23 protein-coding genes are annotated in these 25,208 nt (G+C 64.1%); 17 read left to right on the top strand and 6 right to left on the bottom strand.

The genetic code is table 11. The features are described 5' to 3' along the window. The first annotated feature begins 5 nt into the window (after nucleotides 1–5). The 3 genes from H3H45_RS12315 to H3H45_RS12305 all read left to right on the top strand — a co-directional run bounded on the left by H3H45_RS12315 (nucleotide 6) and on the right by H3H45_RS12305 (nucleotide 2,618). Nucleotides 6–1,295 (top strand): flavohemoglobin expression-modulating QEGLA motif protein, encoded by a 1,290-nt coding sequence (locus tag H3H45_RS12315; RefSeq protein ID WP_182834042.1) that lies wholly within the window; start codon nucleotides 6–8, stop codon nucleotides 1,293–1,295. Nucleotides 1,296–1,412: 117 nt separating this feature from the next. Further along, the gene (locus tag H3H45_RS12310) at nucleotides 1,413–2,162 is read left to right on the top strand and encodes a TIGR00266 family protein (RefSeq protein WP_182834041.1); all 750 of its coding nucleotides are present in this window, start codon (nucleotides 1,413–1,415) and stop codon (nucleotides 2,160–2,162) included. A gap of 123 nt (nucleotides 2,163–2,285) precedes the next feature. Further along, nucleotides 2,286–2,618, top strand: coding sequence for a hypothetical protein (locus tag H3H45_RS12305; RefSeq protein WP_182834040.1), 333 nt, complete (start codon nucleotides 2,286–2,288; stop codon nucleotides 2,616–2,618). A gap of 122 nt (nucleotides 2,619–2,740) precedes the next feature. On the opposite strand, the gene H3H45_RS12300 is transcribed toward H3H45_RS12305, so the two are convergent. Then, nucleotides 2,741–3,085 carry a pilin assembly protein gene (locus tag H3H45_RS12300; protein ID WP_182834039.1) on the bottom strand — a complete coding sequence of 115 codons (345 nt, stop codon included), beginning with the start codon at nucleotides 3,083–3,085 and terminating at the stop codon, nucleotides 2,741–2,743. 196 nt (nucleotides 3,086–3,281) lie between these two features. Here H3H45_RS12300 and ppc point away from each other — a divergent pair, with 196 nt between their 5' ends. The 5 genes from ppc (at nucleotide 3,282) to H3H45_RS12275 (ending at nucleotide 8,941) form a co-directional block, all read left to right on the top strand. Next, nucleotides 3,282–5,918: a phosphoenolpyruvate carboxylase gene (ppc, locus tag H3H45_RS12295; protein ID WP_182834038.1), complete on the top strand. Its 2,637-nt coding sequence runs from the start codon at nucleotides 3,282–3,284 to the stop codon at nucleotides 5,916–5,918. A gap of 159 nt (nucleotides 5,919–6,077) precedes the next feature. Then, complete coding sequence (gene adk / locus H3H45_RS12290; RefSeq protein WP_182834037.1) at nucleotides 6,078–6,725, top strand: adenylate kinase; 648 nt, start codon at nucleotides 6,078–6,080, stop codon at nucleotides 6,723–6,725. A 202-nt stretch (nucleotides 6,726–6,927) separates the two neighbouring features. Further along, complete coding sequence (tsaB, locus tag H3H45_RS12285; RefSeq protein ID WP_182834036.1) at nucleotides 6,928–7,608, top strand: tRNA (adenosine(37)-N6)-threonylcarbamoyltransferase complex dimerization subunit type 1 TsaB; 681 nt, start codon at nucleotides 6,928–6,930, stop codon at nucleotides 7,606–7,608. 117 nt (nucleotides 7,609–7,725) lie between these two features. Further along, the gene (locus H3H45_RS12280) at nucleotides 7,726–8,076 is read left to right on the top strand and encodes a hypothetical protein (RefSeq protein ID WP_182834035.1); all 351 of its coding nucleotides are present in this window, start codon (nucleotides 7,726–7,728) and stop codon (nucleotides 8,074–8,076) included. Between the two features lie 4 nt (nucleotides 8,077–8,080). After that, complete coding sequence (locus H3H45_RS12275; protein ID WP_328822338.1) at nucleotides 8,081–8,941, top strand: DUF72 domain-containing protein; 861 nt, start codon at nucleotides 8,081–8,083, stop codon at nucleotides 8,939–8,941. 8 nt (nucleotides 8,942–8,949) lie between these two features. Here the strand turns inward: H3H45_RS12275 and H3H45_RS12270 are convergent, their stop codons facing one another. After that, complete coding sequence (locus tag H3H45_RS12270; protein ID WP_182834033.1) at nucleotides 8,950–9,744, bottom strand: hypothetical protein; 795 nt, start codon at nucleotides 9,742–9,744, stop codon at nucleotides 8,950–8,952. 106 nt (nucleotides 9,745–9,850) lie between these two features. Here H3H45_RS12270 and H3H45_RS12265 point away from each other — a divergent pair, with 106 nt between their 5' ends. Continuing rightward, the gene (locus H3H45_RS12265; protein WP_182834032.1) at nucleotides 9,851–10,630 is read left to right on the top strand and encodes a class I SAM-dependent methyltransferase; all 780 of its coding nucleotides are present in this window, start codon (nucleotides 9,851–9,853) and stop codon (nucleotides 10,628–10,630) included. A 196-nt stretch (nucleotides 10,631–10,826) separates the two neighbouring features. Here the strand turns inward: H3H45_RS12265 and H3H45_RS12260 are convergent, their stop codons facing one another. Then, a complete protein-coding gene (locus tag H3H45_RS12260) occupies nucleotides 10,827–11,465 on the bottom strand; it encodes a TetR/AcrR family transcriptional regulator (RefSeq protein ID WP_182834031.1) in 639 nt (212 codons plus the stop codon). Nucleotides 11,466–11,559: 94 nt separating this feature from the next. Between H3H45_RS12260 and H3H45_RS12255 the strand changes: the two genes are divergently transcribed. Beyond that, nucleotides 11,560–12,663, top strand: coding sequence for an efflux RND transporter periplasmic adaptor subunit (locus H3H45_RS12255; RefSeq protein WP_182834030.1), 1,104 nt, complete (start codon nucleotides 11,560–11,562; stop codon nucleotides 12,661–12,663). Between the two features lie 4 nt (nucleotides 12,664–12,667). Beyond that, the gene (locus H3H45_RS12250) at nucleotides 12,668–15,739 is read left to right on the top strand and encodes an efflux RND transporter permease subunit (protein WP_182834029.1); all 3,072 of its coding nucleotides are present in this window, start codon (nucleotides 12,668–12,670) and stop codon (nucleotides 15,737–15,739) included. Between the two features lie 62 nt (nucleotides 15,740–15,801). Here H3H45_RS12250 and H3H45_RS12245 read toward each other — a convergent pair whose 3' ends face one another. Further along, the gene (locus H3H45_RS12245; protein ID WP_182834028.1) at nucleotides 15,802–16,479 is read right to left on the bottom strand and encodes a DUF4197 domain-containing protein; all 678 of its coding nucleotides are present in this window, start codon (nucleotides 16,477–16,479) and stop codon (nucleotides 15,802–15,804) included. A gap of 181 nt (nucleotides 16,480–16,660) precedes the next feature. Here H3H45_RS12245 and H3H45_RS12240 point away from each other — a divergent pair, with 181 nt between their 5' ends. Next, nucleotides 16,661–17,233: a COG3904 family protein gene (locus H3H45_RS12240; RefSeq protein WP_182834540.1), complete on the top strand. Its 573-nt coding sequence runs from the start codon at nucleotides 16,661–16,663 to the stop codon at nucleotides 17,231–17,233. A gap of 68 nt (nucleotides 17,234–17,301) precedes the next feature. On the opposite strand, the gene plsB is transcribed toward H3H45_RS12240, so the two are convergent. Then, nucleotides 17,302–19,788, bottom strand: coding sequence for a glycerol-3-phosphate 1-O-acyltransferase PlsB (gene plsB, locus H3H45_RS12235; protein ID WP_182834027.1), 2,487 nt, complete (start codon nucleotides 19,786–19,788; stop codon nucleotides 17,302–17,304). A 252-nt stretch (nucleotides 19,789–20,040) separates the two neighbouring features. Between plsB and H3H45_RS12230 the strand changes: the two genes are divergently transcribed. The 5 genes from H3H45_RS12230 (at nucleotide 20,041) to H3H45_RS12210 (ending at nucleotide 24,769) form a co-directional block, all read left to right on the top strand. After that, nucleotides 20,041–20,511 (top strand): YMGG-like glycine zipper-containing protein, encoded by a 471-nt coding sequence (locus H3H45_RS12230; RefSeq protein ID WP_182834026.1) that lies wholly within the window; start codon nucleotides 20,041–20,043, stop codon nucleotides 20,509–20,511. A 197-nt stretch (nucleotides 20,512–20,708) separates the two neighbouring features. Next, nucleotides 20,709–21,632: an ABC transporter ATP-binding protein gene (locus H3H45_RS12225; RefSeq protein WP_182834025.1), complete on the top strand. Its 924-nt coding sequence runs from the start codon at nucleotides 20,709–20,711 to the stop codon at nucleotides 21,630–21,632. Next, the gene (locus tag H3H45_RS12220; protein ID WP_182834024.1) at nucleotides 21,629–22,363 is read left to right on the top strand and encodes an ABC transporter permease; all 735 of its coding nucleotides are present in this window, start codon (nucleotides 21,629–21,631) and stop codon (nucleotides 22,361–22,363) included. The genes H3H45_RS12225 and H3H45_RS12220 overlap by 4 nt, the downstream gene beginning before the upstream one ends. Nucleotides 22,364–22,365: 2 nt before the next feature. After that, complete coding sequence (locus tag H3H45_RS12215) at nucleotides 22,366–24,201, top strand: GldG family protein (protein WP_182834023.1); 1,836 nt, start codon at nucleotides 22,366–22,368, stop codon at nucleotides 24,199–24,201. A 358-nt stretch (nucleotides 24,202–24,559) separates the two neighbouring features. Then, complete coding sequence (locus tag H3H45_RS12210; protein WP_173204140.1) at nucleotides 24,560–24,769, top strand: cold-shock protein; 210 nt, start codon at nucleotides 24,560–24,562, stop codon at nucleotides 24,767–24,769. 67 nt (nucleotides 24,770–24,836) lie between these two features. On the opposite strand, the gene H3H45_RS12205 is transcribed toward H3H45_RS12210, so the two are convergent. After that, the gene (locus H3H45_RS12205; RefSeq protein WP_182834022.1) at nucleotides 24,837–25,208 is read right to left on the bottom strand and encodes a hypothetical protein; all 372 of its coding nucleotides are present in this window, start codon (nucleotides 25,206–25,208) and stop codon (nucleotides 24,837–24,839) included.

The following is a 25,208-nucleotide window of genomic DNA, read 5'->3' as shown; positions in this document are numbered from 1 at the left end:
GTTCGATGAGCAGACGCAAGACGCCGGACGATTACCACAGCACCATCCGTGCCCTGTCCGACCGCATCGTCGAGGCGCAGACGCCGATTCGCGTGCTCGACGCGATCAAGTGGGACGACAGCATCCGCCAGGGCTTCATCAAGGCCAAGGGCAAGCAGATGCCGGCGGTCGACCGCAGCTATTACGACAGCCGTCCGCTGAGCTTCGACTCGACGGCGAAGAAGCTGGAATTCCAGAACATCGAGCGCGACATCACCCGCCAGCTCGGCCAGTTCAACCCGGTCGGGCAGATCATGCGGCGCATGTGCAAGGAATACCGCATGGTTATCCGCATGCTCGAAGCGCGCGGTACTGCGGATTTTGGCCTGATCTCCCAGGAACTCTATGGCGCGGCGTCTGACGCTTTCCATGCCGGCGACCCGACCCTGGCTGATCTCGGCCTGATGCTCTCCGACTACCTGAATAACATCGCTGCCCGGGGTGACCTGGAGGACGAGGCCAAGAACCTCACCGCCAAGGACGCCGTGGCCATCCTCCAGGAGCGCCTGGCTGCGGTGTTCGGCGATGACACCATCCGCGTGTTCGAGTCCGACGGCATCGTCGCCGACGCGGCGGCGGGTGCCGACTACATCAAGGTGCGCGCCGATGCGCTGTTCAATCAGCGCGATGTGCGTGCCCTGGAAGTGCACGAGGGCATGGTGCATGTCGGCACCACGCTGAATGGCCTGAACCAGCCGATTTGCACCTTCCTGGCCAAGGGCCCACCCTCGTCGACGGTGACCCAGGAAGGCCTGGCGATCCTCATGGAAGTGATTGCCTTCGCTTCCTACCCGACCCGTCTACGCAAGCTGACCAACCGCACCCGCGCCATCCATATGGCCGAGGAGGGCGCCGACTTCCTGCAGGTCTACGAGTTCTACCGCGAGCAGGGCTTCAGCCTGGAAGAGAGCTACGGCAACGCCAGCCGCGCCTTCCGCGGCTCGACCCCGACCGGCCTGCCGTTCACCAAGGACTTGTCCTACCTCAAGGGCTTCATCCTGATCTACAACTACATCCAGCTGGCCGTACGCAAAGGCAAACTGGAGCAGATTCCGCTGCTGTTCTGCGGCAAGACCACCCTGGAAGACATGCGCACCCTACGCCAACTGGTCGATGAAGGCCTGGTGGCGCCACCCAAGTACCTGCCACCGCAGTTCCGTGACCTCAACGCGCTGTCGGCCTGGATGTGCTTCTCCAACTTCCTCAATCACCTCAGCCTGGATCGCATCGAAGCGGATTACGCCAACATCCTCTGACGGGCGCGCCGCGTCATCTGTAGGAGCCAGCTTGCTGGCGATCATCGGGTTCTCGGGTGAACGAATCGCCAGCAAGCTGGCTCCTACAGTATCCCTTCGTCTTTCATGGAGCCTGCCATGCCCAGCCACAAACTCGACTACGAAATCCTCGGCGCTTCGGCGCAGACCGTGGAAATCATCCTCGATCCGGGTGAAACGGTGATCGCCGAAGCCGGGGTGATGAACTACATGACCGAGGGCATCCGCTTCGAGACGCGCATGGGCGATGGCTCGGCCAGCGGTGTGCTGGGCAAGCTGTGGGGCGCCGGCAAACGCCTGCTCACCGGCGAGTCGCTGTTCATGACCCACTTCAGCAATGCGGGCCAAGGCCCGCAGCGGGTCGGTTTCGCCGCGCCTTACCCGGGCAGCGTGGTGCCCATCGAATTGAGCCAGGTCGGCGGCAAGCTGATCTGCCAGAAGGACGCCTTCCTCTGCGCCGCCCACGGCACCGAGATCGGCATCAGCTTCAACAAGCGCATCGGCGCCGGCTTCTTCGGTGGCGAGGGCTTCATCCTGCAGAAGCTGGAAGGCGACGGCCTGGCCTTCGTGCATGCCGGCGGCACGGTGATCCGCAAGGAGCTGAACAACGAGACCCTGCGCCTGGATACCGGCTGCCTGGTGGCCTTCACCAGTGGTATCGACTACGACATCGCCCTGGCAGGCGGCTTGAAAAGCATGCTGTTCGGCGGCGAAGGCATTCTCCTGGCCACCCTCAAGGGCACCGGCACGGTATGGATCCAGAGCTTGCCGTTCTCGCGGCTGGCCGAGCGTATCTATGACGCGACCTTCAAGGCGCGCGAGGAAGTCCGTGCTGGCGGCAAAGCATAGTGTTGGCGGGCGCGGCAATCCGTCGCGCGCTCTTGCCAAGGCTGCGCGGCTGTATCAGGCTGCGCCGCCATTGGCTCGAGGCAGCCATGTCCTATTTAGTCAGTTCTAACGGTGAACAACGTCATGAGTGAAGAACGCAACGCCATCCCTCTGATTCTGACCGGCATCGCCAGCATCATCGGCACCATCGGCGTGCTCTGGATGTACGGTTACCTGCATTTTGCCAAGGAGGAGGATGCCCTCCTGCTGGCCGAGTTCACCATGCTCAAGACCGTCCCTGGCGATCAATACAAGCTCCCGGTGAAGCCGGCAAACCAGGTCGCCCAGTGCATCGACGGCGTGCTGGTGCTGTTCGATACCCAGCAGAAGGGTCTGACCGGTGTGCTGGTGGATGACAAGAAGCAGGCCGTGCGCTGCATGGGGCAGGAGACCCCGCAGGCTCCAGTCACCGAGTAAGACGGCCGGCCGCGGGCACGCGGGGCGGGCGCGATAGCCTCTAAGGCAGCCACGAGTCACCCGTGGGTGTGCCGCGCAAATTGCCGCTGGTGCGCCTGGTGCACCCTACGAGCCAGGCATGCTCAGTGCTTGGCGCCGTCCTGCTTGGCGCTCAGGGTCTGCAGGTAGCGGCGCGACAGGGCGAGAAAGCGCGGCGTCGGGCCGATGTCTTCATACAGCGGGTCGCCCTGTTCGTCGGTGGCCACCACCTTGCTGCCTTTCACATAGGGCAGGCTGGCTTCCAGCTCTTCCAGGGCGGCGCCAATCAGCTCGCCGAGTAGCTCCTCGCTGCTGCGTTTCGGGTACATTTCGGAGAGCGCGGCCAGACGGGCGGCGGACTCAAGGTCCAGGTGGATCTGATAATGGCTGGGGGTCAGACGACCCTTGGCGTTCTGTTCCCAATGGCGGACAAGCTCGCGGATCTTCATAAACACCTCTAAGTGCCCATTCATGGTGGGCGGAGTGCAGCCCGGAAACCACTGCAGTCCGGGCAGCGGGCGCTTATGGCGTCCGCTACTCTCAGCCTAGCTCGCGCTCCAGTCTTGCAAGGCCATTCGTCGCGCCCTTGTCAGAAAGCGTCGCGCTGGGCAAGCTGAGGCTCTACCTCGGGCGGAGAGCTGGTTTATGGCGAAAATCGATGCGCGCCTGCGTGAAGAGGTCCATCTGCTGGGCGACCTGCTCGGTGACACCATCGGCAATCAGCGCGGCGCGGCCTTTGTCGACAAGATCGAGCTGATCCGCCAGGGGGCCAAAGCCGCGCGCAAAGGCTCGGCGGCTGGCGAGCAGCAGCTGCGGGCGACCCTCGATGGCCTCAGCGACGACGAGCTGCTGCCGGTGGCGCGGGCCTTCAACCAGTTTCTCAACCTGGCCAATATCGCCGAGCAGTACCACCGTATCCGTCGGCGTGGCCCGAATGAGCCGGAACCGTTCGAGAACCGCGTGCTGGATGAGCTGTTGCAGCGCCTGCAGGGCGCCGGGCACAAGCCCGAGCAACTGGCCCGGCAGATCGGCCGGCTGGATATCGAGCTGGTGCTCACCGCCCACCCCACCGAGGTGGCGCGGCGCACCCTGATCCAGAAATACGATGCGATTGCTGCCCAGCTCGCGGCGCTGGATCACACCGACCTGCTCGCCGCCGAGCGCGCCCAGGTGCAACTGCGCTTGCGCCGCCTGATTGCCGAGGCCTGGCATACCGAGGAAATTCGTCGCACTCGCCCCAGTCCGGTGGATGAGGCCAAGTGGGGCTTCGCGGTCATCGAACACTCGTTGTGGCAGGCCGTGCCGAACTTCCTGCGTCGCACTGACCAGGCCCTGCAGGCCGCTACTGGCCTGCGCCTGCCGCTGGAGGCGGCGCCGATCCGCTTCGCCTCGTGGATGGGCGGCGACCGCGATGGCAACCCTAATGTCACCGCCCAGGTTTCGCGCGAGGTGCTGTTGCTGGCGCGCTGGATGGCGGCCGACCTGTATTTGCGCGATATCGACCAGCTGGCCGCCGAGCTGTCCATGCAGCAGGCCAGCGACGAGCTGCGCCGGGTGGTCGGCGTGCATCCAGAGCCGTACCGCGCGCTGCTCAAACAGCTGCGCGAACGCCTACGCGTCACCCGTGCCTGGACCGAAGCGGCATTGGCCGCTGAAGTCGCCCCCGGCCCCGAGGTGCTGCACGATAACCGCGAGCTGCTCGAACCGCTGGAGCTCTGCTACCACTCACTGCACGCCTGCGGCATGGGCGTGATCGCCGAAGGCGCGCTGCTCGACTGCCTGCGCCGCGCCGCGACCTTCGGCTTGTTCCTGGTGCGCCTGGATCTGCGCCAGGATGCCGCGCGGCATGCCGCCGCCCTGAGCGAGATCACCGACTATCTGGGCCTGGGTCGCTACGCCGAGTGGGACGAGGAGCGACGCATCGCTTTCCTGTTGCGCGAGCTGGACAATCGTCGCCCGCTGCTGCCGCCGCAGCACCGGCCCTCGGCAGACACGGCCGAAGTACTGGCCACCTGCCGGGTGGCCGCCGCCGCACCTGCTGCCTCTCTGGGCTCCTATGTAATCTCCATGGCCGGTGCACCTTCCGACGTGCTGGCGGTGCAACTGCTGCTCAAGGAAGTCGGGTTGCAACGGCCGATCCGTGTGGTGCCACTGTTTGAAACCCTGGCCGACCTGGATAACGCCGGCCCGGCGATCGACCGCCTGCTCGGCCTGCATGGCTACCGCGCGCGTCTGCACGGTCCGCAGGAGGTGATGATCGGCTATTCCGACTCGGCCAAGGACGCCGGCACCACCGCGGCGGCCTGGGCCCAGTACCGCGCCCAGGAAACCCTGGTCGAGGTCTGTCGCAAGCACGAGGTCGAGCTGTTGCTGTTCCATGGTCGCGGGGGCACGGTCGGCCGTGGCGGCGGCCCGGCCCATGCGGCGATCCTCTCGCAGCCGCCGGGCTCGGTAGCCGGGCGTTTCCGCACCACCGAACAGGGCGAGATGATCCGCTTCAAGTTCGGCCTGCCGGACCTGGCCGAGCAGAACCTCAACCTGTACCTGGCAGCGGTGCTGGAAGCCACCCTGCAGCCGCCGCCGGCGCCCGAGCCTACCTGGCGTGCGGCCATGGACCGCTTGGCCGCCGATGGCGTGGCGGCCTACCGCGCGGTGGTGCGCGAGCATCCGCAGTTTGTCGAATACTTCAGCCAGGCTACCCCGGAACAGGAGCTGGGTCGTCTGCCGCTGGGCAGTCGCCCGGCCAAGCGGCGTGCCGGTGGGGTGGAAAGCCTGCGGGCGATCCCGTGGATCTTCGCCTGGACCCAGACCCGCCTGATGCTGCCGGCCTGGCTGGGCTGGGAAGCGGCTCTGGGCAACGCCCTGCAGCGTGGCGAACAGACCCTGCTGGCGCAGATGCGCGAACAGTGGCCGTTCTTCCGTACGCGCATCGATATGCTCGAAATGGTTTTGGCCAAGGCCGATGGCAGCATTGCCGCACTCTATGACCAGCGTCTGGTCAGTGCTGAACTGCGACCGTTGGGCGCGCAATTACGCGACCTATTGTCGCAGTCCTGTGCCATCGTTCTCGGCTTGACCGGGCAGTCGGAGCTGCTTACCCATAGTCCGGAGACCCGCGAGGCAATCACGGTGCGCAACATCTACCTAGACCCGCTGCACCTGCTGCAGGCCGAGCTCCTGGCCCGTTCCAGGCAGCGCCAGAGTCCAGAGGGCAGCCCCCTGGAACAGGCCCTGCTGGTAACCGTGGCGGGGATCGCCGCCGGCTTGCGCAATACCGGCTGAGGCCTATTGGCCTGCTACTTTTGGTGGCTTGTGTGGCAGGGGGCTGCTGTGTATCTTGGTCAACCTTTTGGCCGCTCAGTGACGCCGAAACCCGAATAGTGAGATTGGCCCCATGAGGCGAATCCGACGATTTCTAGTCATTTCTTGAGGAGCACATCGATGCGCGTGATTCTGCTGGGGGCGCCCGGTGCCGGCAAAGGTACCCAGGCTGGTTTTATTACCCAAAAGTTCGGTATTCCGCAGATTTCCACTGGCGACATGCTGCGTGCAGCGGTCAAGGCCGGTACCGAGCTGGGCCTGAAGGCCAAAAGCATCATGGAAAGCGGCGGTCTGGTCTCCGACGACCTGATCATCAACCTGGTCAAGGAACGCATTGCCCAGGCCGACTGCGCCAAGGGTTTCCTGTTCGACGGCTTCCCGCGCACCATTCCCCAGGCTGAAGCCCTGAAGGAAGCCGGCGTGGTCATCGACAATGTGGTCGAAATCGCCGTCGACGACGAAGAAATCGTTCAGCGCATCGCCGGTCGTCGCGTGCACGAGGCCAGCGGCCGCGTCTACCACGTCGTCTACAACCCGCCGAAAGTGGCAGGCAAAGACGATGTCACCGGCGACGAACTGGTGCAGCGCAAGGACGACACCGAAGAAACCGTGCGTCATCGCCTGTCTGTCTACCACTCGCAGACCAAGCCGCTGGTGGACTTCTACCAGAAGCTCTCGGCCGCCGAGGGCACGCCGAAGTACAGCGCCATCGCCGGCGTCGGCTCGGTGGACGAGATCACTGGCAAGGTGCTGGCTGCTCTCAGCTGATCGGCTGCGCGTCGGCCATGCGTCGTTGGAAAAGGGCCTCGGGTGCTCATTTACTGCATGTAAACTCCGCGCCCTCGGCCCTTCTCCGCCTAGCCTGGCTCTAGCTCGCTCGATCATTGGCTAGTAGTTCAACGGCCCGCGCATGCGGGCCGTTGGCGTTTATAATGCGCGACTTTTCTGCCTGACCTGACCGGATTGCCCGATGACCACCTTGCTGGCCCTGGATACCGCCACCGAAGCCTGTTCCGTTGCCTTGCTGCATGACGGCAAGGTGCTCAGTCACTACGAGGTGATCCCGCGCCTGCACGCCCAGCGCCTGCTGCCGATGATCCAGACCCTGCTGGGCGAGGCGGGTGTCGAGCTCTCGGCGCTGGATGCGATTGCCTTCGGCCGTGGCCCTGGGGCATTTACCGGTATCCGTATCGCTATTGGTGTGGTTCAGGGCCTGGCTTTCGCCCTGGATCGCCCGGTGTTGCCGGTGTCCAACCTGGCGGTGCTGGCCCAGCGCGCGTTGCGTGAGCAGGGTGTGCAGCAGGTTGCGGCGGCTATCGATGCGCGCATGGATGAGGTGTACTGGGGTTGCTACCGCGCCGAGCAGGGCGAGATGCGCCTGCAGGGTGTCGAAGCCGTGCTGCCGCCGGAGCAGGCCAGCCTGCCGCGTGGCGCCACGGGTGACTGGTTCGGTGCTGGCACCGGCTGGGGCACCTACGGCGCGCGTATTGCCGTGCAACCCGCTGGCCAGGATGGCGGCATGCTGCCGCACGCCGAAGATCTGCTGCAGCTGGCCCGCTTCGCCTGGGCCCGTGGCGAAGGTTTGCCGGCCGACCAGGCGCAACCGGTCTACTTGCGCGACAAGGTCGCCACGCCCAAGGCCGCGCCTTAGAACCTGCTCAGGGCGAACGGAGTCAGGTTCTTAACCTTCTGTCCGCCCGCTGAGCGTAGAATTGCCAAGGGCCTGCGGCGCCGCTAAATTGCCAGCACGTACTCCGAGCAGTAACTGATGCGTATCGACGGTTTCACTTCCTCTTATTCGCTGGATCGCACGCCCCGTCCGGGCAGTGCGGTCACGCCCTTGCGCGAGAGTCAGCGCGAGATCGAGGATCGTCGTGAGCCAGCGGTTACCCCCAGCCCGGCCAGCAGTCAGGGCTTCGAGCAGACGCCACAGCTGCGTCGGGTGCAGCCGGGCACGGCCAGCAGCGACAGCCTGCCGGCACGCAGCCAAGACGTGCTGAGCCAGCAACGTCCACTGAACGCCAAGGCCAACCAGGCGCTGGCCGCCTATGGCAGCACAGCCAGCTTCACCAGCGAGAGCGACGCGACGGAAGTCCTCGGCCTCGACCTGTACGCCTGACCGCGTGCTGCCTTACTTTCTCGGTTGCCCGTCCTGGAGCGAGCCGGCCTGGCGCGATTCCCTCTATCCCGACAACGCCCGCAGTGCCGATTTCCTGCCGCTGTATGCCCGCCTGTTCAATGCCGTGGAAGGCAACACCACATTCTACGCCCGGCCTTCGGCGCAGACCGTGGCACGCTGGGCGAAGCTGATGCCGGCGGGCTTTCGCTTCTGCGCCAAGCTGCCGCGTGATATCAGCCACACCACCGATCTGCGCGAGCAACTGGCAGCCGCTCAAGACTTCCTGAATCTGCTTGCGCCACTGGGCGAGCGCTGCTCGCCGCTCTGGCTGCAGTTGCCGGCCAGCTTCGGGCCGGCGCGCCTGGGCGAGCTGCAGTATTTCGTCGCGGAGTTGGGGGGCAGTCTGGCGGTGGAAGTGCGCCACCCGGCGTTTTTCGCCAAGGGCGAGGAGGAGCGGGCGCTCAACCGGCTGCTGCGCGATCTGCAGGTGGAGCGCATCTGCCTGGATTCGCGGGCGCTGTTCAGCTGCCAGTCCAGTGATCCGGCCGTATTGCATGCGCAATCGAAGAAACCGCGTCTGCCGCCACGGCCGGCCGCATTCACCGCGCACCCGCAGCTGCGCTTTATCGGCCATCCCGAGCTGGCGGCGAATGATGTGTTCATGGCGCCCTGGCTGGACAAGGTGGCGAGCTGGATCGAGCAGGGGCTAAAGCCGTACGTATTCCTGCATACCCCGGACAACCTGCGGGCGCCGCATCTGGCGCTGCGTTTTCACCAACTGCTGAGTGAGCGCTTGCCGGGGCTGCCGGCGCTGGCGTTTCCCGCGTCAGTGGCAGAGGTCGAACAGCTGGGACTGCTTTATTAAACCCTGTTTCAGCGCTGTGCTAACAGCAGATCGGCGGCCTGGCCAAGACGGCCATCGCTGAAGTCGAAACTGCCGAGCTGGGCGATGGTGTCGTATTGGCCGAGTGCCTGTTTCACGTCGCGGGCCTGCAGCTGGATGGCACTGACCCCAGCCTCGCTCAGGCTGATCTGCTGCTGGCGGCCCTGGGTGTCGAAGCGCAGCAGGCTGAGGCGCTCGAAGATGGCATCCTGAGCGTCGATGCGGCCATCGCGGTTGTCGTCGTATTTGCTCAGCTCGGTAAAGCCGTTGGCGGCGCCGTTCTGGTCGCCGAACAGTTCGCGGCCATCATCGATACGGCCATTGCCATTGCGATCCAGGGCGAGCAGGGCGTCATCGCCGCTGGGGGCGCTGATGCGGTCGATGCGCCCGTCGGCATCCAGGTCGAAGCGCACCGGGTCTTGCAGGCCGCGGGTGGTGAAGCCGTTGCTGGCCAGGTCGAGCACCAGTGGATCGGTTTGCTGCGGCTGCGGGTTTACGCTGACGTTGAGTTCCAGTTCGCGCTGCTGCAGCACCTGCTGGAAGCTGGCGGCCTGGGCGCTGGCCTCAGCCATGGCGCTGCTGGTAGTGCTGTCCGGGCTGCGGGCCTCGTTGATTTCGGCTGCGGCGGCTTCGGGTGCTGGCACTTCGTCCTTGGGCATCAACGTGCGGCGCAGGATCTGGTAATCCAGCGAGTCGCGCAGGCCCGCGTCGAGGTTGTCTTCCAGGTCACCGTTGCGCGAAGGGCGTGCGGCAGCACTGTGCGGGGCGGAAAGGGCATCAAACATGATCAACTCGATGCGGCTGCTAACTACCGCGTCTGGCAAAATAGGGCGTTATGCCTGTATCGGCCGAAAGTTGGCCCGATTGAACATTTTTTGAGCATATTTCCTGATGAGTGACGAGCGGCATATAGCCAGAATTCGCGTCGAAGCCCTGGCTCCAAGTCATGCGGCAGCTGCTGTGCAGTGGGCGCAGCGTCTGGGGTTGCCCCTGGAGGGCGAGGCGGAGTTCGCCCTGCAACTGGGCGCCGAGGGGTTGCAGTTGGCCGAGCTGGGGCCGCAGGCACCGGGGCCGGTGCGGGTGGATTTCGTCGAGGGCGCGGTGGCGCATCGGCGTCTGTTCGGCGGCGGCAGCGGGCAGATGATTGCCAAGGCGGTCGGCGTGCAGTCCGGGGTGCGCCCGGTGGTGCTGGATGCCACGGCGGGCCTGGGTCGCGATGCTTTCGTGCTGGCCAGCCTGGGTTGCCAGATGACCCTGATCGAGCGTCAGCCGATCATCGCCGCATTGCTTGAAGATGGGCTGGAACGTGCCCTGCAGGATGCCGAGGTGGCGCCGATTGCCAGGCAGATGCGTCTGCTCTGTGGCAACGCCATCGAACTGATGAGCCACTGGCAGGGCGAGCCGCCGCAGGTGATCTACCTAGACCCGATGTTTCCCCATCGCGACAAGAGTGCGCTGGTGAAGAAGGAGATGCGTCTGTTCCGCCCGCTGGTCGGCGATGACATGGATGCCCCGGCACTGCTCGAGGCTGCGCTGGCCCTGGCCAGCCACCGGGTGGTGGTCAAGCGCCCGCGCAAGGCGCCGATCATCGAAGGCGGCAAGCCAAGCTATGCGCTGGAAGGCAAGTCCAGTCGTTACGATATCTATCCGAAGAAGGCGCTGAAGCCCTGAGAACCTGCTTACGATCTCCTGGCTGTCGGCCATACGGCGTTAAAAGTGGCCTCAAAATGCTCATTTACAACTCGTAAACTGCGCTTTTTCGGCCATTTTTGCCTTGTCTGGCTCTAATCCAGAAGATCGTAAACAGGTTCTGAGGAGTTGCCCTCTCTCGTAAACGGGAGAGGGGCAAAGGCCAGTGCTACCGCGCTCAGGGCCGGTAGGCGCGCAGAAACAGTTTCACCACTTCCTGCACATGCTCGTCGGCCGCCAGGCCGCTGGGCGGTTCGCAACAGCCGATCAGGCGGCGGAAGTTGCAGCCGCCCTTGATCAGGCTGAAGAAGTGCTCTGCGGCGCGCTGCGGATGCTCAACGCGCAATTGGCCATTGGCGTTGGCCTGCTCCAGCAGATGCTCCATGGCCAGCAGCATGCGCTGCGGACCGGCGTCGTAGAACAACTGGGCCATTTGCGGATTCTGCACGGATTGGGTCATCACCAGACGCATCATCGCCACTGACTCTTCACTGTTGATCAGGCTGTTGAAACCGCGACCGATGGCCAGCAGCACTGTGTCGATGGCGGTGTCGCTGCGCAGCTCGAAATAGGGGGTGGGCAACTGCTCCTCGCACTTGGACTCCACCGCACAGGCGAACAGTGTCTCCTTGTCGGTGAAGTGGCTGTACACCGTGAGCTTGGACACGCCGGCCTCGGCGGCGATGGCATCCATGCTGCTACCTTCATAGCCGTTGCGCATGAACAAACGCTTGGCAGCCTCAAGAATGGCCAGTCGCTTGGCTGGATCCTTGGGTCGTCCGGGGCCGCTGGAGGGCGGTAACAGTTTGTTGGACATTTCGCGTTTTAATACTGGACTGGTGAGTTTGCTATTTTTACTATACCGCTCAGTATAAGTATTCCAAGCATTTCTTTGCGAAAGGTCATCCACCATGTTCCGCCATGCCCTGTCCCTCGCTGTGCCCGTAAGCCTGATCGCCCTGCTGGTTGCCTGCGGCAACGGCGACACCGTTGAAGCGCCGGTACGTCCGGCCATGGTGGTGCAGCCGCAGCCTGCGGGCGACGCCATGGAAACCTACCCGGGCGAGGTGCGCGCGCGCTTCGAGCCTGAGTTGGCCTTCCGTATCGGCGGCAAGATCAGCAAGCGCCTGGTGGATGCCGGGGCACGGGTGAAGAAGGATCAGCCGCTGGCCGAGCTGGACCCCGAAGACGTCAAGCTGCAGCTGGAGGCCGCTCGCGCCCAGGTCGCGGCGGCGGAAGCCAATCTCAAGCTGGTACGCACCGAGCGTGATCGCTACCAGACCCTGCTGGCCCGCCAGCTGATCAGTCAGTCGCAGTACGACAATGTGGAAAACCAGTACCGCGCGGGTGAAGCGCGGGTCAAACAGATCAAGGCCGAGTTCAACGTGGCCAACAACCAGGCCGGCTATTCGGTGCTGCGCGCTTCCCAGGACGGCGTGATTGCCCGCCGCCTGGCCGAGGTCGGTCAGGTGGTCTCGGCTGGGCAGACGGTATTCACCCTGGCGGCCGATGGTGAGCGCGAAGTGCTGATCAGCGTCCCGGAACATGCCTTCGAGCGCTTCCGCATTGGCCAGGACGTCAGCGTCGAGCTGTGGTCACAGCCGGGCAAGCGCTTCCCCGGACGCATTCGCGAGCTGTCGCCGGCTGCCGACGCGCAGTCGCGCACCTTCGCCGCGCGCGTGGCCTTTGCCGGCGGGGCGATGAAAGCCGAACTGGGGCAGAGTGCCCGCGTGGCGATCAAGGCCGAGGGCGAGGTGCCGCTGTCGGTGCCGATGTCGGCACTCAGTGCAGAGAAGGACGTGCCCTTTGTCTGGGTGGTCGATCCCAAGGAGTCCAAGGTGGTCCGTACCCTGGTACGCATCGGTCGCTACGGCCAGGAGCGCGTATCAGTGCTGGAAGGCCTGAAGGAGGGCGATTGGGTAGTCGCCGCCGGTGTGCAGATGCTGCGTGACGGGCAGAAGGTCAAACCGGTGGATCGCGATAACCGCACCGTCAAGCTGATCGCCGGGGAGTAAGCGCATGTCCTTCAACCTCTCCGAATGGGCGCTGCGCAACCGCGCCGTGGTGCTCTATCTGATGCTGGTGATCGCCGTGGTCGGCGCGCTGTCCTATACCAAGCTGGGACAGAGTGAAGACCCGCCCTTTACCTTCAAGGCCATGGTCATCCGTACCGACTGGCCGGGTGCTACCGCCGAGCAGGTCTCGCGGCAGATCACCGAGCGCATCGAAAAGAAGGTCATGGAGACCGGCGATTACCAGATGGTCATGTCCTACTCGCGTCCTGGCGAGTCGGTGGTGACCTTCATGGCCCGCGACAATATCGTGTCGAAGAATATTCCCGAACTCTGGTACCAGATCCGCAAGAAGGTCGGCGATATCCGTTACACCTTGCCAGCGGATATTCGCGGGCCGTTCTTCAACGATGAATTCGGCACCACCTTTGGCAACATCTATGCGCTGACTGGCGAAGGCTTCGACTACGCCGTGCTCAAGGACTATGCCGACCGTCTGCAGCTACAGCTGCAGCGGGTCAAGGACGTTGGCAAGGTCGAGCTGCTCGGCCTGCAGGACGAGAAGATCTGGATCGAGCTGTCCAACGTCAAACTGGCCACCCTTGGCCTGCCCCTGGCGGCGGTGCAGCAGGCGCTGGAAGAACAGAACGCGGTAGCTTCCTCGGGTTTCTTCGAGGCCAGTACTGACCGTATTCAACTGCGGGTTTCCGGCAGCTTCGAGACGGTCGACGAGATCCGCAATTTTCCCATGCGCATCGGCGACCGTACCTTCCGTATCGGCGACGTGGCCGAGGTATTTCGCGGTTTCAATGATCCACCTGCGCCACGCATGCGCTTCATGGATCAGGACGCGATCGGCCTGGCTGTGTCTATGAAAGCCGGCGGCGACATCCTGGTGCTCGGTGAGGCGCTGGAGCAGGAGTTCGCTCGTCTGCAGCAGACCTTGCCGGTCGGCATGGAGCTGAGCAAGGTCTCCGACCAGCCGGCGGCGGTGAAAACCGGGGTTGGCGAGTTCATCCGCGTGCTGGTCGAGGCACTGATCATCGTGCTGTTGGTGAGCTTCTTCTCCCTCGGCCTGCGTACCGGCCTGGTAGTGGCGTTTTCAATTCCGCTGGTGCTGGCGATGACCTTTGCCGTGATGCACTACTTCGGCATCGGCCTGCACAAGATTTCTCTCGGCGCTCTGGTGTTGGCCCTCGGCCTGATGGTGGACGACGCAATCATTGCCGTGGAGATGATGGCGATCAAGATGGAGCAGGGCTATGACCGGCTCAAGGCGGCCAGCTTCGCCTGGACCAGCACGGCCTTCCCGATGCTCACCGGCACCCTGATCACCGCCGCCGGTTTCCTGCCGATCGCCACTGCGCAATCCGGCACTGGCGAGTACACCCGCTCGATCTTCCAGGTGGTGACCATCGCCCTGGTGGTGTCCTGGATCGCCGCCGTGGTGTTCGTGCCTTACCTGGGGGACCGGCTGCTGCCGGACCTGGCCAAACTGCATGCGAAGAAGCATGGTGGCAGCGCCGGCGGCCATGATCCCTACTCGACCACCTTCTACCAGACGGTGCGCGAAATGGTGGAGTGGTGTGTGCGCCGCCGTCGCACGGTAATCCTGGTTACCGTCGGCCTGTTCGTCGCCTCGGTGGTGCTGTTCCGCTTCGTGCCGCAGCAGTTCTTCCCGGCATCCGGGCGCCTGGAGCTGATGATCGACCTCAAGCTCACCGAAGGTTCGTCGCTCAAGGCCACCGAAGAGCAGGTCAAGCGCCTGGAGGCACGCCTCAAGGATCACGACGGCATCGAAAACTATGTGGCTTATGTTGGCACCGGTTCGCCGCGCTTCTATCTGCCACTGGATCAACAGCTACCGGCGACCCGGTTTGCTCAGGTGGTGGTGCTGGCCAAGTCGATTGAGGACCGCGAAGCATTGCGTGTCTGGTTGATTGACGTGCTCAACGACGAGTTCCCGACCCTGCGCACCCGCGTCTCGCGCCTGGAGAACGGCCCGCCAGTGGGCTACCCGATCCAGTTCCGTGTCTCGGGTGAGCATATCGACGAGGTGCGTGCGATTGCCCGCCAGGTAGCCGACAAGGTGCGCGAGAACAGCCATGTGTCCAACGTGCACCTGAACTGGGAAGAGCCGAGCAAGGTGGTCTACCTCAACATCGACCAGGAGCGTGCCCGCGCCCTCGGTGTGAGCACAGCCGATGTTTCGCGCTTCCTGCAGAGTTCGCTGTCCGGCTCCAGCGTCAGCCAGTTCCGCGAAGGCAACGAGCTGATCGAGATCCTCTTGCGTGGCACCGTGCGTGAACGCCAGGAGCTGGAACTGCTACCGAGTCTGGCGGTGCCGATCAGCAATGGCAAGAGTGTGGCACTGTCGCAGATCGCCACCCTGGAATACGGTTTCGAGGAAGGTGTTATCTGGCACCGCGATCGCCTGCCGACTGTCACCGTACTGGGTGACATCTACGGCGGCGAACAGCCGGCCGGGCTGGTCAAGCAGATCATGCCGACCCTGCAGCCGATCCGCGATGCGCTGCCCAGCGGCTACCTGCTGGAAGTCGGCGGTACGGTGGAAGACTCGAGCCGTGGCCAGCAGTCGGTGAATGCCGGTATTCCGCTGTTTATCCTGGTGGTGATGACCCTGCTGGTGCTGCAGCTGAAGAGCATCTCGCGCTCGGTGATGGTGTTCCTCACCGCACCGTTGGGGCTGATCGGCGTGACCCTGTTCCTGTTGGTGTTCCAGCAGCCATTTGGCTTCGTCGCCATGCTCGGCACCATCGCCCTGTCGGGGATGATCATGCGCAACTCGGTGATCCTCATCGACCAGATCGAGCAGGACATCGCCGCCGGCCAGGACCGCTGGCACGCCATCATCGAGGCCACGGTACGGCGCTTCCGGCCCATCGTGCTGACTGCCCTGGCGGCGGTGCTGGCGATGATCCCGCTGTCGCGCAGCGTGTTCTTCGGGCCGATGGCGGTGGCCATCATGGGTGGCCTGATCGTCGCCACGGCGCTGACCCTGCTGTTCCTGCCGGCGTTGTATGCGGCCTGGTTCAAGGTCAAGGAAGTCGAGGCGTAATTAGCGCCATGCCAACAAAAAGCCCGGCTAATTGCCGGGCTTTTTGTTGAGGGCTTAGACGCTCAGAGCGCGCCAAATACCTTCTTCGCCAGGCTGGTAGCGGCGCCGGCCGGGTTTTCGCGGATGCTGGCTTCCTGCTCGGCGATCATCTTGAACAGGCCGTCCAGAGCCTGTTCGGTGACGTAGTTCTCGACGTTGGCGCTCTTCGCATCGACCACGCCGAAGGCTGCAGCCTGACCGGCGAAGGCGTTGTACTGCTGGGCTACGCCCACCTTGTCGGTGGCCTGCTTGACGATCGGCAGGAACTTGGCACGGATCTGCTCGCGGCTGGTCTTGTTCAGGTACTGGGTTGCCGAGTCCTCGCCGCCGGCGAGGATGCCTTTGGCATCGGTCACGGTCATCTTCTTCACGGCGTCCAGCAAAATCACCTGGGCTTGCGGTACGGCCGCTTCGGCAGCCTGGTTCATGCTGGCTTCCAGTTCATCGACTTGGGCGCCCATGCCCATCATCTTCATGGTCTGCGCGGCTTTACCCAGCTTGCCGGGCAGTTCGATGCGCACGTCTTCGTTGTTGCTGAAGCCACCGGGCTTGCCCAGTTGCTTGACGGCGATCTGCGCGCCTTGCGTCAGGGCATCCTTGAGGCCGCTGCTGGCATCGGTCTGGCTGAGGTCGGCGAGGGACAGGGCGAAGGCGTTGGCGCTGAGCAGCAGGCCGGTGGCCAGGGCGGAGAGGCGGAGCATGGGAAGATCCTTTTGCACGGGGGAATGTACCGAGCTTATCGGAGCCGGGCGGGGGAGCCAAATCAGCAGGCGTTCTGTCGCACTTTTAAGGGGGCGGGCAGCCCGGCAGGTCGTGCGCCCGCGTGCGCTTGCGGGTATCGTTGCCCACTCTGCATCCATGCGTTAAGGATCTATCCGCTTGATCATCCGCAATCCCGTTCGCGCGCTCATCCTCGGCGCAACCCTGTTCTGTGCCCCAGCCGCTATGGCCAAGGTCGAGGTGGAAGCCGTGCAGCACAAGACTATCGGCCGCATGCTGGTGGCCAAGGTGTCCGAAGAAATCGCCCCAGGTGACTATGAGCAGCTGCTGCGCGGCATCATGGCCAATCCGGGCAAGTTTGCGCAGAAGGTCCTGCTGCTGGACTCTATCGGCGGTAGCGTGCCCGAGGCGATCAGGATGGGGCGGCTGGTGCGTGAGGCGGGGTTCGATACGCTGGTGCCTTCCACCGGGGTCTGCCAGGGCACCTGTGTCTACCTGCTGGCCGCTGGTCGCGACAAGACCGTGCGTGGCCATGTCGGCATCCATCGACCGCCTTTCCCGGGGGGCGATTCGGCCCAGTCCGCCCTCAGCCCTGCCGGCGCGAGGTACAGCCCGGCAGCCTATTTCAGGGAGATGGGCATTCCCGGCAGTCTGCTCGAAGACATGCACAGAATCGAACCCAGCAAGATGCGCGTGCTGTCGATTCAGGAACTAGCCCGCTATCGGCTCAACTGAGCCTGATTCTCCCGTCGCACAACGCACAAGGGCCGCATAAGCGGCCCTTGCTGTTACAGCGGCCTGGATCAGGCTTGCTGTTCGGTGTCCTCACCACGCTCCAGTGCGACCTGGCGGATCGACAGGCGAATCTCCGCCGGTAGCACGCGCTTGGCCGCGCCCTCGGCCAGCCCGTCCAGCTGCGGGTGGTGGCTGAGCTTGCCGGCGCTGTCCTGACGCAGCACGCCTTCGTCGAGCAGGGTCTGGATGAAGTGGCGGAACAGGCTCTTGTCGAAGAACTCCGGGGCATTCAGGCCATGCAGGATCGACAGGCGCTGGGCCATGACCACGCAGAGGTTCTCCAGCTCCTCGGCCGACAGCACGTTCTGCCCGGCGTTGCTCAGCAGTGCGGTGGCCATGTAGAAGCGCTGCAGGGTCTGCACGATGGCGCGGGCCAGTAGGGTGAGCAGGACGAACTGGCGCGAGCTCGGTGCCGGGCGGATGTACACATCCTCTTCCTGGCGCAGCAGGCCCTGTTCGACGAAGGCCGCCAGCCACTGGTCGACCACGCCTTCCAGCTCCTCGCGTGACCAGCGGATGAACAGCTCGGACTGCAGGTACGGGTACAGCGCCGTGGTGTAGCGCAGGATCTGTTCGCGGCTCATCCGCGAACTGCTCTGGAAGAAGCTCGCCAACAGCGCCGGCAGGGCGAAGATGTGCAGCACGTTGTTGCGGTAGTAGGTCATCAGGACGGCGTTCTGCTCGTCCAGATAGAAGATCTTGCCCAGTGCATCCTTCTGCTCGGCCAGCAGGTCCATGCTCTGAACGTAGCGAATCAGCGCCGCGCCATCGCCTTCCGGCAGGGTCGCGTGGGGCGAGTAGGGCACCTGGCGCAGCAGCGCCAGATACAGGTCAAGCACCCGCACCAGGCTCTTCTCGTCCAGCGCCAGCTTGCTGGTGGAGAGCAGGGCCAGGCCGACCAGGTTGACCGGGTTGACCGCCGCGGCCTCGTTGAGGTGCTGCGCCACGCGCTCGCCGAGGCGGTTGGTGGTGCTGTTCAGCCAGTCCGGGCGGAACTGCGTACCGTAGTCCTGGCTGCGCCAGTCCGGCTGCTCCGCATCGAGGAACTCGGCCAGCTTGATCGGCTCGCCGAAGTTGACCCAGACGCTGCCGAAGCGCTGTTTGCGGATGGCGCTGATGACCTTGAAGATGTCGAAGATCGACTCTTTCTTCTTCGCCGCGCCACGCAGCTCGCCTAGGTAGGTGCGGCCTTCCAGTACGCGCTCGTAGCCGATGTAGACCGGCACGAACACCACCGGCAGGCGGCTGGAGCGCAGGAAGCTGCGCAGGGTGATGGCCAGCATGCCGGTTTTCGGCTGCAGCATGCGCCCGGTGCGCGAGCGCCCGCCCTCGACGAAGTACTCCACCGGGAAACCGCGGCTGAACAGGGTGTGCAGGTATTCGTTGAACACCGCGGTGTACAGCGGGTTGCCCTTGAAGGTGCGACGCATGAAGAAGGCGCCACCGCGGCGCAGCAGGCCGCCGATCACCGGCATATTGAGGTTGATCCCGGCGGCGATGTGCGGCGGGGTCAGGCCGTTGCGGAACAGCAGGTAGGACAGCAGCAGGTAGTCGATGTGGCTGCGGTGGCAGGGCACATAGATCACCTCGTGGCCGTGGGCCACTTCGCGCACGGCATCGATATGGTTGACCTGGATACCTTCATACAGCTTGTTCCAGAACCAGCTCAGCACCAGTTCGAGGAAGCGGATGGCGGTGTAGGTGTAGTCCGAGGCGATTTCGTTGCCGTAGCGCAGGGCCTGGCTCTCGGCCTTCTCCACGCTGATCTTCTCGCGCTCGACTTCGTCGAGGATCGCCTGGCGCACTTGCGGGCCGTGGATCAGGCCCTTGACCAGGTTGCGCCGGTGCGACACGTCGGGGCCGATCACCGCCGCCTTCTGGTTGCGGAAGTGCACGCGCAGGATGCGCTGGGCCATGCGCTGGGTACGTTGCAGGCCCTTGTCCTGGGCCAGCAGCTCGCGCAGGTGGATTGGCGCGGAGAACTGCACGCGGGTCTTGCGGCCGAGGATCAGGATGCTCACCAGCTTGCGCAGGCGTCCGGTGACCGCCCAACTGTCGGCGAACAGCAGCTTCCACGGGCTGGTCTCGCGATCCGGCGACTGGCCCCAGAACACGCTGACCGGGATGATCTGTGCGTCGTCCACCGCATTGCGCTCGAGGGCGGCCAGGGTGCGCACCAGCGCCGGCGGCGCGCCGCGCTTGTCATGCCCGCCAAACCAGCCCGGCTCGGGGGTCAGGTAGAAAAATGCGGCAGGCTCGATCTGCTCGCCGATCGCCACCGGCAGCACCGGGCGTGGCAAGCCGGCCTTGCTGCATTCCGTGTCGACCACTGCCAGGTCGCTCGCCGAAGGCTGCTGCAGCACGTAGAACACCGGCTTGCTGCGGTCGAGCTTGAGGGTGAAGGCGGACTGGTTGATGGTTTCCGAGCGCACCCAGAGGTACAGCACGCGGCGTAGGGCACCAAAAACGAGACGGCGGAAGGGCGAGCGGGTCATACGGACTCTGCGGGGCAATCAAGCGAGCATTTGCTCGGGGGCGCTAGTTTGCCGGATTCGCCGCGCGGCGGCAAAAGCCATCAGTGCTGGCGTGCGCTGGCCAATGGCCGGGACTCGACCCGGCTGGTGGCCGATTGGGGACTATTCTCCAGGTCTGACGTTTGTGCCCCGCGAGTCATGGCCTGACCAGTTGTTGATCGCCGGCGAGAGGGCGGGAACGCAGCACATTCAATGCTATGCAAGGAGGTTGCTATGAACAGGCTTTCATTGCTCTGTCTGTGCGTTGCCGTGGCGGGGGCTGCTGGCCAGGCACAGGCCGAAACAGTGGTGCCGCTGCAGGGCCAGAGCTCCCAGCAGATCCAGCAGGATATCGATGCCTGCCGCAGTGCGGCCACCAGTTCGTCCAGCAGTTCGACGGACAGCGGGCCGTCCGGTCAGCGCCTGCGTGGTGCTGCAGTCGGGGCTGCCGCAGGGGCTGCCGGGGCGCAGGTGCGCGGCAACCAGCACGATGAGGTGTACGACCGCGTCGATGATGATGTGAAGCAGGAGTACCGCCAGGATCGCGCCAAGGAAACCGCGGTGGCGGGTATGGTGGTCGGTGGCTCGCGCGAACGCCGTGATCGCCGGGACGAGCGCCGCGCCGACTCGACCAGCACTGGTCAGGTCGATTCGGCGGCCTATGCCAGTTGTCTGCAGGGGCGGGGTTATCAGGTCAGCCCCTGATTCTGCTGCGTTTACGCGCAGAAACACTCTGCGCAACTTTCTCTATGACAGGCTGTCTTGCAATAGCCGCGATGGCTTCATATAGTCCGGCGGCATTTTGGCAGCCTGTCTCCGCTGGGTTATCCAGGTGTCGAGATGGGTCCTCATGGGCCCCGTGGTGAGTACGGCTGGGCCCTTACCGAAAATGGTGAGAGACCATGATCGAGATAAAAAATCTAACTAAACGTTTTGCCGGACATACGGCCGTCGATAACCTCTCGTTCAACGTCCAGCAGGGGGAAGTGCTGGGCTTTCTCGGCCCTAACGGTGCCGGCAAATCCACCACCATGAAGATGTTGACCGGGTTCCTCGCGCCGACTTCCGGCACGGCGAGCGTCCTCGGCTACGACATACAGCGTCAGACCCTCAAGGCCCAGCAGCAGATCGGCTACCTGCCGGAAGGCGCGCCGTGCTATGGCGACATGACGGTGCGCAGCTTCCTCGAATTCATCGCCGAGGTGCGTGGCTTCCGTGGCGCCGAGAAGCGCGAGCGGGTCAGCCGTGCGGTCGGCCAGGTGGAGCTGGACAAGGTCCTCGGCCAGTCCATCGACACCCTGTCCAAGGGCTTCAAGCGCCGTGTCGGCCTGGCCCAGGCGATCCTGCATGATCCCAAGGTGCTGATTCTCGACGAGCCCACTGACGGCCTCGACCCGAACCAGAAGCACCAGGTGCGCGGGCTGATCCAGAGCCTGGCCCACGACAAGATCGTCATCATCTCCACCCATATCCTCGAAGAAGTCAGTGCCGTGTGCACCCGCGCTGTGGTGATCGCCTCCGGCAAACTGGTTGCCGATGGCACGCCGCTGGAGCTGGAAAGCCGCTCGCGCTACCACCAGGCCGTTACCCTGGTCAGCAGCAGCGAGCTGGACCAGGCCGCGCTAGCGGCCCTGCCGGGCGTGGCCGGGGTCGAGGAAAACCGCCAGGAACGCAGTCTTACCGTGCTGGCCCAGCCGGGCCAGGTGATCTTCCCGCAGGTCAACGCGCTGATTCACCAGCGCGGCTGGCTGGTCGAGGAACTGGACGTGGAGCGCGGTCGCCTCGATGAAGTGTTCCGTACCCTGACGCGCGGAGAAGCGGCATGAAACAGCTACCGGTAGTCTTCAAACGCGAGCTGGCCAGCTATTTTGCGACCCCGCTTGCGTACGTGTTTATCCTGATCTTCTTGGTCCTGTCCGGGGTCTTCACCTTCTATATGGGTGGTTTCTACGAGGGCGGCCAGGCCGATCTCAAGGCCTTCTTCAGCTTCCACCCCTGGCTCTACCTGTTCCTGGTGCCGGCCCTGGCCATGCGCCTGTGGGCCGAGGAGCGCAAGTCCGGCTCGATCGAGCTGCTGATGACCCTGCCGATCACCCGTTTCGATGCGGTCACCGGCAAGTTCCTCGCCGCCTGGGTGTTTGCCGGCATCGCCCTGCTGCTGACCTTCCCGATGATCATCACGGTCAACTACCTGGGTGAACCGGACAACGGCGCCATCGTCACTGCCTACCTGGGCAGCTGGCTGCTGGCCGGCTCCTACCTGGCCATCGGCTCGTGCATGTCGGCCCTGGCCAAGAACCAGGTGATCGCCTTCATCCTCGCGGTCAGCGCCTGCTTCCTGTTCATCGTCAGCGGTTTCCCCATGGTGCTGGATGCCTTCACCGGCTGGGCGCCGCAGTGGCTGCTGGATGCGGTGGCTTCGCTGAGCTTCCTGACCCGTTTCGACGCGATCAGCAAGGGCGTGATCGACCTGCGCGACCTGCTCTATTTCATCACCCTGATGGCTGCCTGGCTTGCTGCCACCGCCATCGTGGTCGATCTGAAGAAGGCTGACTGAAGATGAAAAAACTGATGTATTCCGGCGCCGGCCTGCTGCTGATCGCCGCCGCCTTCCTGGCATTCAACGTGCTGTCCGGGTTGACCCTGGGTAATGCCCGCCTCGACCTGACCGAGCAGAAGCTCTACACCATTAGTGAGGGCACCAAGCAGATCCTCGGCGAGATCAAAGAGCCGATCGACCTGTACTTCTTCTACTCCGACAAGTCGGCCCGCGAGTTGGCCGTGCTGCGCAACTACGCCACCCGCGTGGAAGAGTTGCTCAAGGCCTACGAGCGTGCGGCCAAGGGCAAGATCAAGCTGCATGTGATCGACCCCGAACCGTTCTCCGAGGACGAAGACAAGGCCGCCGGCTTCGGTCTGCAGGCCGTGCCGGCAAACCAGAGCGGCGAGCAGATCTACTTCGGCCTGGCCGGCACCAATGGCCAGGACGACAAGCAGATCATCCCGTTCTTCCCGCTAGACCAGGAAGAGTTCCTCGAATACCAGGTCAGCCAGCTGGTGCAGAGCCTGGCCAAGCCTGAGCTGCCGGTGGTTGGCCTGATGTCGGGGCTGCAGATCAACGGCGGTTTCGACATGGCCAGCCGCCAGCCGACTGCGCCCTGGATGTTCATGGAGCAGGCGCGTCAGTTGTTCAAGATCGCCAGCCTGAAGATCGGCATCGACCAGATCCCGGACGATATCTCGGTGCTGCTGCTGGTACACCCCAAGCAGCTGCCTGAGGCGACGCTGTATGCCATCGACCAGTTCGTCCTGCGCGGCGGCAAGTTGCTGGTGTTCGTCGATCCGTTCAGCGAAGCCGATACCGGCATGCCGATGCTACCGGGCGATGGCGCCGACAAGGCATCCGATCTGGAACCGCTGTTCAAGGCCTGGGGCCTGCGCCTGATGCCGGACAAGGTACTCGGTGACGGTTCCTACGCCATGGCCGTGGGCATGGGCCAGAGTCAGCGTCCGGTGCGCCATGCCGGTTGGCTGGGGCTGCCGCCGCGCGCGCTGAACCAGGAGGACGTGAGTACGGCCGGCCTGGAAAGCATCAATGTCGCCACCAGCGGTATTCTCGAACCGGTCGAAGGCGCCAAGACCCAGTTCCTGCCGCTGCTGCAGAGCTCGGAATACGCCATGCCCTTCGAGGCCGCGCGTTTTGCCATGCTCAACAATCCGGAAGAACTGCTGCGCGATCTGCAGCCAACCGGTGAGCGCTATGCCATCGCCGCGCGCATCAGCGGCCCGGCGCAGTCGGCCTACCCGAACGGCATCGAAGGGCAGAAGGACGGCCTCAAGGCGGCGGACAACATCAATGTCATCGCCGTAGCGGACACCGACCTGCTCAGCGACCGCATGTGGGTGCAGGTGCAGGACTTCTTCGGCCAGCGCATGCCGCAGCCGTTCGCCGACAACGCCGGCTTCGCGATCAACGCCTTGGACAACCTGTCCGGCTCGGATGCGCTGATCAGCGTGCGCTCGCGCGGCCGTTTCAGCCGCCCGTTCGAGGTGGTCGAAGCGCTGCAGCGCGAGGCCGAGGCGCAGTTCCGCGTCAAGGAAGAGGACCTACAGAAGCGCCTGGGCGAGACCGAGCAGAAACTCGCCGCCCTGCAGCAGAACCAGGACCCGAGCAAGCCCATGGAGCTGACTCCGGAACAGCAGGCCACCGTGCAGCAGTTCCTCGCCGAGAAGGTGCGCATCCGCAAGGAGCTGCGCGAGGTGCGCTTCCAGCTCAACTCGAAGATCGAGGAACTGGGGGGCGTGCTCAAGTTCGTCAACATCGCCCTGGTGCCATTGCTGCTGACCCTCGGCGTGCTGGCGCTGTGGCTGTGGCGCCGGCGCAAGGCCGCTTAAGAAGTCATTCGCCTCTAATGAGCCAGGCGCCTTGCCTGGCTCAACCGTGGATAACGCTTTGCTTATCCACCACGGCTGACTCGTCGCGGCTGTTGGCGGAAAAAGCTGACCGTTCTGCTCCCTGAGAAACCCTGTAAAAGCCCTGTAGGCCATATGCTACGTGCCTTGCAGGCTGTCCTGAATTATCTCTTGGCAGGCCAAACACTTGTTTTATACTCGGCTGGCGGTTGCTTCAGGAGCACTTTCAGCATCCCGTCCCATGCCGGTCTGGTGTGTGGACGAAGCGCGGGGGAGGGCGCCAGTGGCACCGGCGAAGTCCATCCGGGCAATAACAATAATGTGAGTCGAGGAAGTGCGAATGGCTGAGCGTGAGACTGGAACCGTCAAGTGGTTCAATGATTCCAAGGGCTATGGCTTCATTCAGCGTGGCAGCGGGCCGGACGTATTCGTCCACTACCGCGCCATCCGTGGCGAAGGCCACCGCTCGCTGGTCGAAGGCCAGCAGGTCGAGTTTTCCGTGATCCAGGGCCAGAAAGGCCTGCAGGCGGAAGACGTATCCCAGCTCTGATCCCTACAGCTCGCAGAAAAACAAAAGGCCCGTCAGTGACGGGCCTTTTGTTTTTCCGGGCAGCGCTTCAGTCGGTGCGCCAGATGATCTCTTCTTCACCGTCGCTGCTGATGCGAATCCAGCGGTCGGCGGTTTCCACGCTTTCCTCCTCGTCCCAGCCACCAGGGGCGCAGCGTACTTCCACGTCCAGTGCAGCGAAGGCAGCGCGGGCGCAGGCAAGGTCGTCGTCCCAGGGCGTGGCGTCGCTTTCCAGATAAAGGCTGTGCCATTTGCCCACGGCCTTCGGCAGCCAGGTTACCGGCACGGTGCCGGCGCGGCATTTGAAGGTCTGGCCCTGTTGGCGCCATTCGCTGACCGGGCCAATGGCTTGACCCAGCCAGGCGGCAATGGCCTTGTGATCGGCGTCCTTGAGGTAGATCTCGATATCGGGTTGGCGCAT

Origin of the sequence: Aquipseudomonas guryensis, assembly GCF_014164785.1 — a bacterium.
Lineage (GTDB): Bacteria > Pseudomonadota > Gammaproteobacteria > Pseudomonadales > Pseudomonadaceae > Aquipseudomonas > Aquipseudomonas guryensis.
The sequence above is the reverse complement of the archived record's forward strand: the minus strand, read 5'-3'. Positions and strand labels throughout refer to the sequence as shown.